The following is a 14,042-nucleotide window of genomic DNA, read 5'->3' as shown; positions in this document are numbered from 1 at the left end:
TTTCGCGATCGCTGGAGGTTATGAGATTCGCTCAATCTTTTACGAGCACCCCAGCCCTCCCCTTTTCAAGGGGAGGGCTGGGGTGGGGTTAAATCTTTTCTATAACTCACCCACTAAACACACGTCCCTTTTGCCAATATTTATCCAGTGCTATACTCCCCCCATTACGCATCATAGAGATAGGAAGTAGTTATGATTATCGTCACGGGTGGCGCTGGTATGATTGGCAGCAATATTGTTAAAGCTTTAAATGAGAAAGGCATTAGCGATATTTTAGTGGTAGACAACCTGAAAAACGGTAAGAAGTTCCAGAACCTGGTTGATTTGGATATTGCGGATTATATGGATCGCGATGATTTCCTTACTCAAATCATGGCCGGTGATGATTTTGGTCCTATCGATGCGGTATTCCATGAAGGTGCTTGCTCTGCTACTACTGAGTGGGATGGCAAATACATGATGCTCAACAACTATGAGTATTCAAAAGAGCTGCTTCACTACTGTCTTGAGCGTGAAATTCCATTCCTATACGCTTCATCTGCCGCGACTTACGGTGAAACGGATACGTTCATCGAAGAGAAGCAATATGAAGGCGCGCTGAATGTTTACGGCTACTCTAAGCAGCAGTTTGATAACTATGTTCGCCGCGTATGGCAAGATGCCGAAGAGCACGGCGAGACGCTTTCGCAAGTTACTGGCTTCCGTTATTTCAATGTTTATGGTCCACGTGAGCAGCATAAAGGCTCAATGGCGTCTGTCGCTTTCCATTTGAACAATCAAATGAACGCGGGTGAAAACCCGAAGCTGTTTGCTGGCAGTGAAGACTTTAAGCGTGATTTTGTGTTTGTCGGTGATGTGGCTGCTGTGAACCTTTGGTTCTTGGAAAATGGCGTATCGGGCATTTTCAACCTAGGCACTGGTAATGCGGAGTCGTTTAATGAAGTTGCGAAAGCGGTGATTGCGTATCATGGCAAAGGGGAAGTAGAGACCATACAGTTCCCAGAGCACTTGAAAGGCGCTTATCAAGAATATACGCAGGCGGATTTGACTAAGCTTCGCGCTGCGGGGTGTGATCATGCGTTTAAGACGGTCGCGGAAGGTGTGGCTGAGTATATGGCAGAGATTAATCGCTAAAAGGAAGAGGGAATACCGAGTTTAGAATACAGGGGGGAGCGCTTGAGCTCTAGAGTTGCAATGACCACCTCTGAACTCTGTGTTCTAGAAAGGCTGGAGGCTGGAGGCTGGAGGCTGGAGGCTGGAGGCTGGAGGCTGGAGGCTGGAGGCTGGAGGCTGGAGGCTGGAGGCTGGACAAGTCTTTTCCTTTTTCCTCATACCTTCAACCTTTTTTATCTTAAAATCAAACTTAAGTTCACTCCCCTAAACAAAAACAGCAACAGGCTATGAACAGTGCCCTATGAATAACAAAGAACGTAACGATTTCGATCCTAAAGCTTATAACCCTGAGTTTCAGTGGTCTTTTTTGGCGCCTAAGTATTGGGGGACTTGGTTGGTTGTGTTTCTCGCCTTACCATTCGCTTTAACTCCTAGAAAGTTTAGAGAAGTCATTGTGACGAAGATTGTTAAGTCACAGATGAAAAAAGGACGTGGGGCTATTAGGCGTGCCTTGATTAACTTACTGCTATGTTTCCCAGATAAGACAGAGCAAGAGAGGTTTGAGATCCTCCAGCGCAACCTGATCACAGCGGGCGTCTTTCTTACCGGCTTTGCGGCTGTTTCACTTAGGAGTAAACATTGGCTTAGTGAAAAAACCGTCGTGACGGGATTAGAGCACTTAGAGCTTCTGCAAAAAAATAATCAACGTGCCATTTTACTTGTCCCGCACTCATGGGCTATCGATATCCCCGCCATCTTACTAGCTTCAAAAGGCTTACCCGTATCCGCTATGGCAAACAGCCAAAAAAACCTCGTTTTTGACTGGTTAATGCACAAACAAAGAGTTCAGTATGGCGGGCGAGTTTACGATCGTAGTGGTGGTATCAAACCTTTTATTAAATCAGTGAAAGATGGGTATTTAGGTTACTACCTTCCAGATCAGGATCATGGTCCAGAACAAAGTGTTTTTGCTGATTTTTTTGCAACAGAAAAGGCCACCTTACCGGCTTTAGGTAAGCTTGCGAAGGTCAGCCGAGCGAAGATCGTGCCCGTTTTTGCTAGCTACAACCTAGAGACTGGCCAATACGAAGTTGACATAAGCCCCCCAATCGATGACCTCTCAGGCCATGATGAAAGCGACGCTCGCGTCATGAACCAAGTCGTTGAAACCTTTGTTGAACCAAGGCCTGAACAATATATGTGGATATTAAAGCTACTCAAGACTCAACGTGATGGGAACGAGCCCTATCTACGAAGTGATCTTTACCCTTAAATAGTTAGTGGTAACACAATGAAAATAGTGGTAATTAGCCTAAAACGGGCGACTGAACGTCGAGCGACGATCACCAAGCAACTTGATGAACTCTCACTCGACTATCAAATATTTAATGCTATTGACGCAGAAGTACCATGTCATTTGCACCATGATAAAAGGCGAGATAAGAGCACCGTTCGACGTCTTGGCTATAAACTCGTGGCGGGAGAAGTCGCCTGTTATGCCAGTCACTATGAAGTGTGGGAGCTTGCTGTAACTCTTGATGAGCCCGTCTTAGTCATAGAAGACAATGTTAAACTTCTCCCTGGTTTCAAACAAGCTTTAGCATCGCTGAAAGAAGCAACCCACCGGCATCATTATATCAAACTATTTGCTTACTTCCCTAGGCAGGATCAGTTAGCTGAGTCACTCTCTGAACGCCTGAAACTGTACCGCAGTAGAAAAAGGTACAGCGGCGCACAAGGGTATATCATTACACCCTATGCCGCTAAGCGCTTTATTAGTGCCTCTCAAGGTGGCTTTTATGAGCCCGTCGATGACTTCATGGAAAAGCCCTATAAACACAGCATAAAAACTGTGGTGACCAAACCTAATTTGGTAGAAAGACTCGCGATTAAATCCACCATTTCCAGTGCTTCTGTCCAACGCAAAGACAAAAGTGGTGCCTCACTGCTCACCAAGCTAGGCAATGAAGCATTTCGAAGCTACGAGAAGTTGAGAAATAAAATTGAGAGTCTCAAAACTCTATAATGTAATTTGGGTCGATAACAAATATGTACCAGCAATAAAAAAGCAGCCTAAACAAGGCTGCTTTTTTAGGACAAAATGTCGATTAGAACTTGTGACTCCACTGTCCCCAAGCCATTAGGTTTGTATCACTGGCAATATCATCATGATACGTTGAATACGTGAACTCCGTTCCCAGCTCTATTTCCCCGACAGGGATAGGGAATGCGTAGCTAAAGTCAATATTGATCGCGTCTTCACCAATCGGTGCGACGGGGTTCCCTCCTGGTGCAGGGCGATTACTGTTATCACGATTTAGCTCTAGGTAACGGAAGTTCGCTTTCCATCGATGCGCAGTTCTGTGCTGAGTTCCCACAAAACCAATCATATACGTTCTGGCATCATTATCGTAAGTACTGCCTATAGAGCGGCCGTTATATCTATAGCCCGACTTATAAGTACTGTGCTCATACATACAGTTGTATTGATTCGAGTAATTACACCAAGCTTGTGTATCCGAGTATTCAATAAAGCCTGTGACAGTATTGCTCACAGCTTCAAAGGTCAAGTCCATGCCATAGATGTAACCCCGCTTACTAAATGGCGGGATGCCCAGATGGAAGTTATCCTCACCAGACTGCTCATGGTAAAGAGAGTATGGCATACCATTCACTGTATCCGTCCAACGCCAATCAAAAGACGCAATTTGGTTAGCTGGATTTTCACCTGACCAAACATTGGTATCACCAATCAGCACACGCCAAAACGTGTCTAGATCACACGACTTTTCTGAACCATCTGGTGGATTACCACACATCTGAGCCGCGCGAGTTACACCAAACTCAAAGTTGGGATGAGGGCGAATAGTGCCACGGAAAGTCCACAAGAGTGTGTCTTCCATATAACGATCATCATCCATCCAACTAAAGCCGGTGGTCAGTGTCCAAGGCCCCAACCACTTTAAAACAGGTGCCTCAAAGGCCTGTGGATTATGGCGTGTTATCGAAACCGTTGGCATTGGGCGAGCATTCGTGCCCATCAGTAATACGGTATCCCAACCCGGCCCGTACCATTGCTGTTGATATCCCGCAGTAAAAATCCAGTTGCCGGCAATGGCGGCCATATACGAGTTGTCTAACCTTACCTCTTCATCATCTGGCGCATTAACTGAATAGGTCGCTTCGATATTGTATGACCACCAACTTCCAGTATCCGTGTAACCTGCCGTCACTTCCCCTTGCTTGCGAACGGGAGTACCAAAATGCTGGAAACGCAACGCTTCAGTTGCCCCACCCATTTCAAGCTTAACGTTGTTCGTTTGCTGGTTTCGATGTGCACGCCTCACACGCTGATACGCATCCTTGAGCATCGGACTATTCGCTAGGTGGCGATAGGTGTCCATGTCATTAATTACGCCATCCCACATCAAAGGGTAGGTAGTGACTGGAACGCGAATAACCTTGGCACTGGACAGTGCCTGAATATCGGCTCGAAGATGAATATCATCCGGGTTTACCCAAGGTGCAGCATGCAAAAGTGAAGTGCATAAAAAAGTACTACTTGCACATAAAGCGCGCGCCAAACGAAAATTTCTAATCACGTCGTTCATTCCATTTTTGAGGTGGTTCGTCACCTATCTTAATATACTCTAGCTTTTTAAACTGACTGATCCCAGTTACAGGTGTGTTTAACACATACCCATCAAGCACTTGTGAATAGTATTCTACATATTTTTTAGCCATCATGGTGGCATTAAATGTATCACGGGCATATTCATGACAACGTTTAGAGTCAAAAATCTCTGTCTGCTCGATGGCGGTGACTAGATCAGATTCGCGATGAGAGAGCACACCGACGTCTTCATTGATCAGCTCAGGCATTGAACCGTAGGGCGATGCAAACACTGGACAGCCAAAATACAAACTTTCAGTGACCGCCAAGCCAAAAGGTTCATGCCACGTCACAGGGAATATAAGACCTTTTGACCTATTCATCACCTGTGCTTTTACTCTGTCATCGACCAAGCCACGAAAGTTGACGTGGCGGTCAAATGTAACACGAAACCCCATCTTGATGTTCAGGCGTCTACCGCCCATCACCTCAAGACGCTGCTTCGCTCTCTTTGTAATATCGATAGCCCCCTGAACATTCTTTACCCGCCAAGCTGCCTTCCCAAGAAAATGAAAGCTACTGCGTGATTTAGCTAGATTGGGGGCAGTATAGTTATTCCAGTTAAGTCCATTATGAACATAGGCCTGTGCGCCATGATTGTGAGCATGATTTTTAGAGACAAAAATTGTATTCGCGTCATAGTCCCCTGCACTTGCATTCCCGTGTTGGGTTTTCACATAAGGGATATCGACAGGCTCAAACGGTGCGTGAAAATGGATAATGTCTATATCTTCAGGGATTTGCAATGCCAATGGCACACTGTCTTGATACTCTATAACTCGTAGGTTCTTCGCTTGGGTTCCTTTACCTGCTAACAATGTAACGCGATGACCTAAGCGATGCAGTGCGTGTGCTAAGTCCCAAACCACTCTTTCTGTTCCTCCATAAAATCGTATAGGAAGAGTCGCCTGTGTGTAGATAAGGATATTCAACTGGTGTAACCTTGTTTCTCTATAATAGCTCGATGAACAAATTCTGGGACAAAGTTGGTGACATCACCACCGTGAATCGCAACCTCTCTCACCAGTGTTGATGAGAGAAACGCAAACTCTTCCGAGGGTGTCAAAAACAAGCTTTCTAGCTCCGGCTTCAAACGCCTGTACATTGTCGTTAAGCCGAACTCATATTCAAAATCCATCGTGGTTCTTAGTCCACGAATCAAGATAGTGGCTTGATTGTTGGTCGCAAAATCCACCAATAAGCCACTAAAGCCTTTCACGGTGACATTTTCTATGTCCTGGCATACTTGTTGGAGTAGATGCACACGCTCTTGCAAACTAAACATGGTGTGTTTACTTGGACTTTCAGCCACGCCGACTACAAGGTGGTCAAACATAGATGCAGCTCGGCGAATAAGGTCAAAATGCCCATTCGTCACAGGGTCAAACGTTCCTGGGTAAATAGCTATTTTCATGTGGTTTTACTTCTTAAGTTTCAAATCTGAGATTAATCGCTCAAAGGTCTCAATCACCCGATCCGTTGTAATGCGTGCCATGAGTTCTTCACCTTTAACTCTGGTCCCCCAAGCAAGCTCTTTACTCGGTTTCCCATGTTGTTCTAACACCACCTCTTCATAGACTGATACGACCCAGTTGAGACTATTATAAGGGCCCGTTCTTTTAGGGTTACTGTGTGCATAGAGCCCAATAACCGGTGTCCCCTGAGTGGTTGCTAGATGCGCAGGCCCTGAGTCTGGTGCGATGACGACCTGGGCATCACGTAGTACAACACACAGCGATTTTAGGTTGGTTTTCCCTACCAAATCGAACAAATCAAATTGACACGCGCCGATAATTCCATCTGCTAGAGCTCGTTCAGCCGCACTCGGCCCTCCCGTGATCACGACAGCGAAACCGAGCTCTACCGCCCGCTCAGCCACTTTAGCATAACGTTCCGCAAGCCAATTTCGTTCTGGCTTACTTGCGCTAGGGCTGATCACAATATACTTTGCTGGCAATAAAGCTTTAACGCTCTCATCTTGCTTAGAAAGCGGGATAAACCATTCAGGAACCACTTTCGGGCACCCTATGTCACTAGCAAAACACATAAAGTTATCAAGCACATGAATCGCTCTCGTCGATGGCAGCTTTTGATTGGTAAAAAGCCACTGGCCCTCTTTCGCGATGCCCCAACTGAACCCCAGTTTGGTTTTAGCTCGAATACCTAATGTCAATACACTTGCACGCAAAGCAACTTGCATATGCAAAAGTAAATCAAACCTTTGGGAGGACAGTTGCTTCCACACCATTTTCATACCAGTAAAGCCCTGTGTTTTATCAAACACCACAACCTCTACACCCGGTAAATCTCCCAATAGCTGTGCTTCTACTTTACCCATAATCCAAGTAATTTTGCTTTGTGGGTAGGTGTTTTGGATGTGTTGTACGACTGACAAGGCATGGCAAACGTCACCAATGGCCGACAAACGCAATATGCAAATCGATCTCACCATTAATTACTCAGCCTTTAAGTACTGTTCAAGGCCAAGTTCACACCACTTGAGTTTCTTCTCAACGGTATTATGAAAAATCGCGTCGTTGTGTGGCAGCGCATCGCGTGCATTTTCCTTGTGATAAAGGTGTAATCCCGCACCTGCAAACTTTAAATACAAACGATGGTAGCCACTATTTAGCATACGATGAACAAACTCGCTGTCTTCGCGCCCCCACCCTTCAAAGGCTTCGTTAAACCCATTGACTTTTGTTACCTCCGCTTTCCAAAAGCTCATATTGCAACCCCGTGTTGCAGCGTCGTTGTCGCGTTGGTAGGAAAACAAACGGCTCAGCAGGTTACTGGAAATGGTGTTTTTCCGATTACGGATATCACTGGCAAAAGGAGACAGTGACATTGGCTTAATCATCAACTCGCGGCTTCGAGTTGGCCCGACTTGTACACGCCCCCCTTGAATAAACCATCCTGGTTTGGCTGCCCGTATATGATCCTCAATAAAGCTTGGTGGCATCACTATGTCACCATCGATCATAATCAGATACTCACCCACCGCATTGGCTATAGCACGGTTTCGAGACATCGCTAAACGAAAACCCTCATCCGGTTGCCAACTATGGATTAGTGGTATAGGAAACCTTGACTGATAAGACTCAATTAGCGCTTTCGTCCCCTCACGCGAACCGTCATCGGCGATTACTACTTCGTCCGGCAATCGCGTTTGAAAAAGAACACTTTTCAGCACGGCCTCTAAGGCCTCTTCCCAGTTGTAGGTCGTGATAATTAAACTAACTGTTGTCACGATTCATTCCTCTCAATAACAGCTAATACATGAGATAATACATTTTGTGGGTGAATATTACGTTGTAGGGCATATGTTGCATCTGGGTGAGCTTGGAATATAGACACATTTCCTCTGACTTGTTGTTCTGCATCGGCCTCATAAGGCTCTCGCTGATAATCCTCAATACTCATCTGATATGGCCATGGCCCCCACATCACCGCATTGGCTACGCTCACAATACAAAAAATGGGTATATCAAACGCTGAGGCCAAATGCGTAGTACCCCCATCCGGTCCAATATAGCCAGCGCTTTGCTTAACCACTGTGGCCATCTCTGCAATCGAGAGCTTACCAGATAAATCAATCACCTGTGGATCATCCTCTAGCCCATTCATTACTTCAGAGACTAACCTTTTGTCGCGCTCAGATGGCGCGCCGGTGAGCACTAGAGAAATACCAGAATGAAGCAGGCCATCAACCAATTGACGCCAATTGGAGATAGACCACTGCTTCAAATCATTAGACGCAGGAACATGAAGTACCAAATAGTGCATAGGTAATGACAATGCGACAGGAATAGATGGCACAACAATTTGAGCTTGCACCTTAACGGGCAATGGTTCGAGTAATTTCATACTGCGCACCATGCGGTGCTCACGATCATCATCATCAAGTACACAATGATGATTAAACGGCGCTTTACTTCGCCAAGTACCGAGCATATTTTGGTTCAAAACCCGCGCTTGCCAACTTGTTTTGCTGCCAAGTTTGCCAAACAAAAAGGCATAGATTTCACTTTTTCCCGAAGCTTTATCGTTAATCACCCAGTCATAGCGCCTGAAGTGTGATTGGAGTAGCTTCATCATGCCAGATAGTGAGAACTTATCTTCCACAACCAACAATTCATCAAGATCCCCGTTGCCCTCAAGGGCAAAGCGCCCCTTATGAGCCACTAGTGCCGTAATTGATGCTTTCGGATAAGCACTACGCAAGCTTCGCAAGACACCAGTCATCAGTAACGTATCACCCAGATAGCGGGTTAAAACTAGTAAAATTTTAGGCGCTGTCAAATCGGTAGCAGTCAAGTGCTCACTCGCCATGAGATTTTGGTTCCTATCACTTTAATTCAGATGATAGTATGCCACAAAACCTCCTCTTCATCACGGCACACTATGTTCAATCTAGTTCAGCACAACAATGTTACCTACTACTTTGACCCTAAGAAATTGAGCGTAAAGGTCGAAGATGCTTTCAATATAGAGTTTTGGCGCCGCAGTAACTTAATCATGGGTAGCGCGACTGGTCGAGGAACTACTTGGTTTGTCAAAGAGCAATCCAACGAATTCGCTATTCGCCACTATTATCGTGGTGGGCTCTTGGGAAAGGTGGTACGTGACAGTTATTTGTATTTAGGAATGAAGAAAACGCGTAGCGTCGCTGAACTAAATGCCCTTGAACAATTGAAGAAAAGTAACGTGAACGTACCAAGTCCAATCGCTGCGAAAGTGACCCGGCATGGCCTGTTTTACAAAACCGATATCATCACCCAGAAAATTCATCAATCAAGCGCGCTGGTCGATAGATTGCAGCGCGAAGTGATGTCTGCGGATATCTATCAACGCATAGGGCAAGAGATAAAAAAAATGCACCAAGCTGGCGTAAACCATACTGACTTAAATTGCCACAATATTCTCATCGACAGTAAACAAACAGTCTGGTTGATTGACTTTGACAATTGTCGAATTGAACTCGGGAATAGCAGTTGGAAGCAAAGCAACCTAAAACGATTATTGCGCTCATTTAAAAAAGAGCAAAGTCGTAAAGGTATCAAGTTTGAATTGAGCGATTGGCAGCACCTGCTCACAGGGTATGGCGTATCAAGCCTATCCGACGTTTAATCATCATCTTTATATGGGCGAAACAAACGCAAGCGCTTTGGCTGAATGTTACTCAACACATGCATTTTATAGAAATTGCGAGTGTTACTTTTTATTTTCACCCAAAAACCTTGCTGCTCATCACTAATCTCACTAGCAAATGTACCATCTTTACTCCCCTGACGGACCAGCGGTGGATGACTCCAGTATAATGATATCGCAAGCTCTTCAGCCACTTGAGAAATCAGTGAGTCAAAGTTTTTATCAATCAGATTTGCTTCCAAGTACGTCACCATAGTTTGTGCAAAGTACTTATCAACGATATAACCAGCAGCCATCTTATTTTTCCCTGCACGGTATACCAATTTACCTGGCTTTCGATACCATATTGGCACCAACTCTGACGCTTCTTCAATATTGATTAGCCAATTACGCTTACTCTTAACCTCGGCCAACATTCGACCGATTTGAGACAATATGTCCTTATCCACAAACACATCGTTTTCAAGTATTAGACAGTAGTCTTGATCACGTTCAAGCATATACTTGTACGATAAGTAGTGTTTGTAGTTGCAAGACATTCCTCCCAAAGTCAATCCTGGGCCGAAAAAGTCATTGATAATGTCATTGCTAAGCGCATCAGCATCACCTTCCTTGATGAACTCATAATCAGTGAGCCCAACACTCGGTAAGTGCTCAACCAGATGTGCTTCTCTATCTTCATGTCCTGTTGTGGGGTGAATAACATAAGTAGGTATATGCGGCATAGTTTGTCCAGTTCTGTGTGTTGTGCACCGTTAGGGGCCTATTATTTCAACCAGAATACACTAGGTGTAAATAAGCTCCAAACAAAGCGCGTCGAATGACTCTTTAAGCAATATACTCGTCAATGATATCTAGTGCCCGTGAAAGTGCCCCTTGATTGGCTTTAACAATAGAAAGCCCTGCAGTTGCACCTTGCTCATAAGGCGCAGGACAAGCTTGGAAATCTCTAATATATTTTGACACAGCTTGAGCATCTTCGGCCACATTAAGAGCACCAACACTCATAAGTTGGGTGGCAATATCTTGAAAGTTATAGTAGCTAGGGCCGGTCAGACAAGGCTTACTAAGAAGTGCTGGCTCGACAAAATTGTGCCCACCCACTTTTTTCCCTAAAAGACTCCCTCCCATAAAAACCATATCGCTTGCACCAAGTATGTGTAACATCTCACCCATTGTATCAGCAAGGTATACGTCAACACTGTCTTCTAACGTTTGGTCTTTTAACTGAGTTTTTCGAGCGCCCAACAGCCCCATTGAAACAATGTTTTCAAACACACTATCAAAACGCTCAGGATGCCTTGGCACTAACACTAATAACAAGTTAGGCACATGAACTTTAGTAAGCTTATACGCCTCTAACATCATCTCATCTTCGCCCGCATGCGTGCTAGCCGCGACGAATACAAGTCTTCCAGTATATGACGTTTTCAACAATTCACTTTGATCTTTTATCGATTCAGAAATCGACACGTCGTACTTAAGTGACCCCATAGTCGAAACACGCGTTTCGGCTACACCAAGCTCTATAAAACGGTCAGTATCATCATCATGTACCGTCAAAATTTGGTTAAAATGAGCAAGTGACGGAGAAATAAGGTCTTTGATTATTTGATAATTGTTCTGTGATTTTTCTGATAAGCGAGCATTAACTAGTAGCATCGGCACCCCACTCTTTTTGACAGTTCTCAATGTGTTCGGCCACACTTCAGTTTCCACTACGAGCAACAGTGAGGGCTTCACAACGTGTAAAAACCGTCGAACACACCAAGAAAAGTCGATGGGCATATAGCGATGTTCAATGCCAGCCTCCATCGCAGCTACCTGTTCAGCTCCTGTACTGGTGGTAGTAGTTACCAATATCGTCGCATCGACATAGCGTGCTTTAAGATCCAAAATAAGTCGTTTGCTGGCTAATACCTCACCGACTGAGACAGCATGGATCCAAATTACCTTGGCACTCACACCTCTCAGCACGGGCGTAAAACCAAAGTGTTCTTTCCAACGAATACCAAACTCAGGCTTATTGGGCCGTTTACGATAAAGCCCCCACAGGAGAATTGGTGACACTAAGGCCAAAACAGCAGTGTAAATGAGACGTGCTAACCTAGCTTTCATCACAACGTACCTGATCGAAACTCTCGATTGCCTCTATAGCATGTTGGGGAACTAAATCTACTAAACACTTAAGGTGCTGCTTAGGGCACTCACGCTGAAAACAGGGACGACACTCTATGTCAGTGTTAAGCACTCGGAGTTTACTGGTCAGGGGAGGGGTGTACTTGGGCGAACTCGAACCATAAATTGCCACTACGTTACAACCCACAGCTGCAGCGATGTGCATCAAGCCCGAATCGTTACTAACCACAGTTTGACAAGCGCCGATCAAGTCAATCGCTTCTATTAATGACGTGCGACCGGCTAAATTGGTGCAGTGGGCGCGGCTCGATTCGCTCATCAATTGCTGAATTTGACTCGTCACTTCTGTGTCTTTCTTTGAACCGAACAGCCACACCTGATGACCCTTATCTATCAGTTCTTCTGCAATTCTCGAGTAGTGCTGCTCTGGCCAGCGCTTCGCCGGGCCAAATTCTGCCCCTGGACACAGGCCCAACACGGGTCTATCCATATTGAGTTTGAGCTTAGCTAGGGCTTGCTCAAGCGCGTCTGCCGATAGCGATAGTTTAGGATAAGGCAACGACTCCAATGCACCTAAGCAACCGCTGCCTGTCATTTCCTGCTTCTTGTGCGCGAGAGCTACATAACGCTCGAGCATATATTGAAATGCTCTTTTGTTGGTGCGAAGATCGTTAAGTAATCCATAACGGCACTCCCCTTTCCAACCAGTACGTACAGGAATACGCGCAAACCACGGGATCAATGCAGACTTAGCTGAGTTAGGTAGCGTAAATGCTAAATCATAATTCGCGCCTCTGAGTACCTTGCCGATTCGATAACGTGTTCTCAAGTCAAAGTCGCCATGGCCAAGTGGCATATCCAACGCCTCATTCACTTCTGGCATACGATCTAAAATCGCTTTACACCACCCCGGCGCTAAGACATCAATTTGGGATTCTGGGTGCAAACGTTTTAGCTCAATGTACAAACCTTGTGACATCACCATATCGCCCACCCAAGACGGGCCGATTACTAAAATTTTTTTCATAGTTGTCATATTACCTGCGACGACAATTCAAAGTAGCGCTCAAGCGTTTTGATACACACTAACCGCTCTAGTTCTGAGTTCAGAAACGGTGCGACGTGCGCGTGTGCATTCTTTATAATTGCTTCCGCTTTCTCTGGGTTAGCCAAGTAGTAGGCCATTTTCTCATCAAAGTCTGACCAATCATCTTTAACTTCAATATAGTGCACACCCGCCTCAAGCTTGCCCTCCATAAACCAAGTTTCAAATTTCATCTTTGGCGTGATCACCACTGAGTTGGAAGACATCGCCCATTTCAGGTTTGAAGCTACATCGTTACCTTCTAAACACACCAAAAACTTGTATTGAAGCTGCTCATTGACATCCATATAAGGCTTTTGCCATCGTGTTTCAAAATACTCTGAATCACTAAAATTTGGCTGGCCAGCATCCATCAAAGGGTGATCAAACATTTTTCTCATAAAACTGACACGATGCGATTGTTCGCCGTGCACGGCACCACGAAATATCGCCATATTTTTCTTATCTCGAAATGATGTCGTATCATTGACAAAACGAAAATGTCTTGGTGTATCGAGCTTAAACAGTACGGAGTTTTCGTTTTCTGAGCGCTGCGGTCGCGCTTTAAAGAGAGTCGGTTTATCGTTAACATGAGTCTCATCACCAAAGTGGTACAAGAATCGAAAAGTACGTGGAAAATAACGCAAGTATTCTTTTAAATCGAGAAAATATGCCGTATTTCCCTTGCGTTGGTATGAGTTGTACGTTGTAGCTTTAGCATCTAGGGAAAAGCCCTGCTTAAGCGCGCAATAGTAGTTAATACGAGTCTGAATATACTCGTGTTGATTATGCCATTTTTTTTCAAGGTGAGTACGGTAGCGCTGCAGTATAAAGCGGGGGATACACAACCACGCTAGCTTTCTTACATAAAACTTGAACATA

At 45.0% G+C, this 14,042-nt stretch carries 14 protein-coding genes; 4 read left to right on the top strand and 10 right to left on the bottom strand.

Annotation, left to right across the window (positions count from 1 at the left end):
- Positions 1–192: 192 nt before the first annotated feature.
- The 3 genes from rfaD (at position 193) to QWZ05_RS13750 (ending at position 3,139) form a co-directional block, all read left to right on the top strand.
- On the top strand, positions 193–1,134 hold the full coding sequence (gene rfaD / locus QWZ05_RS13760; RefSeq protein WP_290298911.1) for an ADP-glyceromanno-heptose 6-epimerase: 942 nt from the start codon (positions 193–195) through the stop codon (positions 1,132–1,134).
- A 280-nt stretch (positions 1,135–1,414) separates the two neighbouring features.
- Positions 1,415–2,386: a lauroyl-Kdo(2)-lipid IV(A) myristoyltransferase gene (lpxM, locus tag QWZ05_RS13755; RefSeq protein ID WP_290298909.1), complete on the top strand. Its 972-nt coding sequence runs from the start codon at positions 1,415–1,417 to the stop codon at positions 2,384–2,386.
- A gap of 18 nt (positions 2,387–2,404) precedes the next feature.
- Positions 2,405–3,139 (top strand): glycosyltransferase family 25 protein, encoded by a 735-nt coding sequence (locus tag QWZ05_RS13750; protein WP_290298907.1) that lies wholly within the window; start codon positions 2,405–2,407, stop codon positions 3,137–3,139.
- 82 nt (positions 3,140–3,221) lie between these two features.
- Here QWZ05_RS13750 and QWZ05_RS13745 read toward each other — a convergent pair whose 3' ends face one another.
- From QWZ05_RS13745 to QWZ05_RS13720, 6 genes are read right to left on the bottom strand one after another with little or no spacing between them, the layout of a single operon-like run.
- Positions 3,222–4,715 (bottom strand): capsule assembly Wzi family protein, encoded by a 1,494-nt coding sequence (locus QWZ05_RS13745; RefSeq protein ID WP_290298905.1) that lies wholly within the window; start codon positions 4,713–4,715, stop codon positions 3,222–3,224.
- Complete coding sequence (locus QWZ05_RS13740) at positions 4,708–5,655, bottom strand: glycosyltransferase (RefSeq protein ID WP_290298903.1); 948 nt, start codon at positions 5,653–5,655, stop codon at positions 4,708–4,710. The genes QWZ05_RS13745 and QWZ05_RS13740 overlap by 8 nt, the downstream gene beginning before the upstream one ends.
- Positions 5,656–5,714: 59 nt before the next feature.
- Positions 5,715–6,200 (bottom strand): pantetheine-phosphate adenylyltransferase, encoded by a 486-nt coding sequence (gene coaD / locus QWZ05_RS13735; RefSeq protein ID WP_290298901.1) that lies wholly within the window; start codon positions 6,198–6,200, stop codon positions 5,715–5,717.
- A gap of 6 nt (positions 6,201–6,206) precedes the next feature.
- A complete protein-coding gene (locus QWZ05_RS13730) occupies positions 6,207–7,238 on the bottom strand; it encodes a glycosyltransferase family 9 protein (protein WP_290298899.1) in 1,032 nt (343 codons plus the stop codon).
- A gap of 3 nt (positions 7,239–7,241) precedes the next feature.
- Positions 7,242–8,036, bottom strand: coding sequence for a glycosyltransferase family 2 protein (locus tag QWZ05_RS13725; protein WP_290298897.1), 795 nt, complete (start codon positions 8,034–8,036; stop codon positions 7,242–7,244).
- Positions 8,033–9,118: a glycosyltransferase family 9 protein gene (locus QWZ05_RS13720; RefSeq protein WP_290298894.1), complete on the bottom strand. Its 1,086-nt coding sequence runs from the start codon at positions 9,116–9,118 to the stop codon at positions 8,033–8,035. The genes QWZ05_RS13725 and QWZ05_RS13720 overlap by 4 nt, the downstream gene beginning before the upstream one ends.
- A 72-nt stretch (positions 9,119–9,190) precedes the next feature.
- Here QWZ05_RS13720 and QWZ05_RS13715 point away from each other — a divergent pair, with 72 nt between their 5' ends.
- Positions 9,191–9,916 carry a 3-deoxy-D-manno-octulosonic acid kinase gene (locus QWZ05_RS13715; RefSeq protein ID WP_290298892.1) on the top strand — a complete coding sequence of 242 codons (726 nt, stop codon included), beginning with the start codon at positions 9,191–9,193 and terminating at the stop codon, positions 9,914–9,916.
- Here the strand turns inward: QWZ05_RS13715 and QWZ05_RS13710 are convergent.
- From QWZ05_RS13710 to QWZ05_RS13695, 4 genes are all read right to left on the bottom strand, one after another.
- Positions 9,913–10,662, bottom strand: coding sequence for a glycosyltransferase family 25 protein (locus QWZ05_RS13710; RefSeq protein ID WP_290298890.1), 750 nt, complete (start codon positions 10,660–10,662; stop codon positions 9,913–9,915). The two genes, QWZ05_RS13715 and QWZ05_RS13710, sit on opposite strands and share 4 nt — an antisense overlap.
- 103 nt (positions 10,663–10,765) lie before the next feature.
- A complete protein-coding gene (gene waaA / locus QWZ05_RS13705; protein WP_290298888.1) occupies positions 10,766–12,055 on the bottom strand; it encodes a lipid IV(A) 3-deoxy-D-manno-octulosonic acid transferase in 1,290 nt (429 codons plus the stop codon).
- Positions 12,045–13,103: a lipopolysaccharide heptosyltransferase II gene (gene waaF, locus QWZ05_RS13700; RefSeq protein WP_290298886.1), complete on the bottom strand. Its 1,059-nt coding sequence runs from the start codon at positions 13,101–13,103 to the stop codon at positions 12,045–12,047. Before waaF ends, waaA begins: the two co-directional genes overlap by 11 nt.
- A gap of 5 nt (positions 13,104–13,108) precedes the next feature.
- Entirely contained in the window at positions 13,109–14,041 is a 933-nt protein-coding gene (locus tag QWZ05_RS13695; RefSeq protein ID WP_290298883.1) for a glycosyl transferase family 90, read from the bottom strand.
- Position 14,042 lies beyond the last annotated feature (1 nt).

The organism is Vibrio agarivorans (assembly GCF_030409635.1).
GTDB classification, from domain to species: Bacteria; Pseudomonadota; Gammaproteobacteria; order Enterobacterales; family Vibrionaceae; genus Vibrio; species Vibrio agarivorans.
The sequence above is the reverse complement of the archived record's forward strand: the minus strand, read 5'-3'. Positions and strand labels throughout refer to the sequence as shown.

Coding starts and splice junctions, on each gene's coding strand:
- QWZ05_RS13695 (WP_290298883.1), bottom strand. CDS start 14,041: ATGTTCAAGTTTTATGTAAGAAAGCTAGCGTGGTTGTGTATCCCCCGC.
- QWZ05_RS13730 (WP_290298899.1), bottom strand. CDS start 7,238: ATGGTGAGATCGATTTGCATATTGCGTTTGTCGGCCATTGGTGACGTT.
- QWZ05_RS13750 (WP_290298907.1), top strand. CDS start 2,405: ATGAAAATAGTGGTAATTAGCCTAAAACGGGCGACTGAACGTCGAGCG.
- QWZ05_RS13715 (WP_290298892.1), top strand. CDS start 9,191: ATGTTCAATCTAGTTCAGCACAACAATGTTACCTACTACTTTGACCCT.
- coaD (WP_290298901.1), bottom strand. CDS start 6,200: ATGAAAATAGCTATTTACCCAGGAACGTTTGACCCTGTGACGAATGGG.
- rfaD (WP_290298911.1), top strand. CDS start 193: ATGATTATCGTCACGGGTGGCGCTGGTATGATTGGCAGCAATATTGTT.
- waaA (WP_290298888.1), bottom strand. CDS start 12,055: ATGAAAGCTAGGTTAGCACGTCTCATTTACACTGCTGTTTTGGCCTTA.
- QWZ05_RS13710 (WP_290298890.1), bottom strand. CDS start 10,662: ATGCCGCATATACCTACTTATGTTATTCACCCCACAACAGGACATGAA.
- QWZ05_RS13720 (WP_290298894.1), bottom strand. CDS start 9,118: ATGGCGAGTGAGCACTTGACTGCTACCGATTTGACAGCGCCTAAAATT.
- waaF (WP_290298886.1), bottom strand. CDS start 13,103: ATGAAAAAAATTTTAGTAATCGGCCCGTCTTGGGTGGGCGATATGGTG.
- lpxM (WP_290298909.1), top strand. CDS start 1,415: ATGAATAACAAAGAACGTAACGATTTCGATCCTAAAGCTTATAACCCT.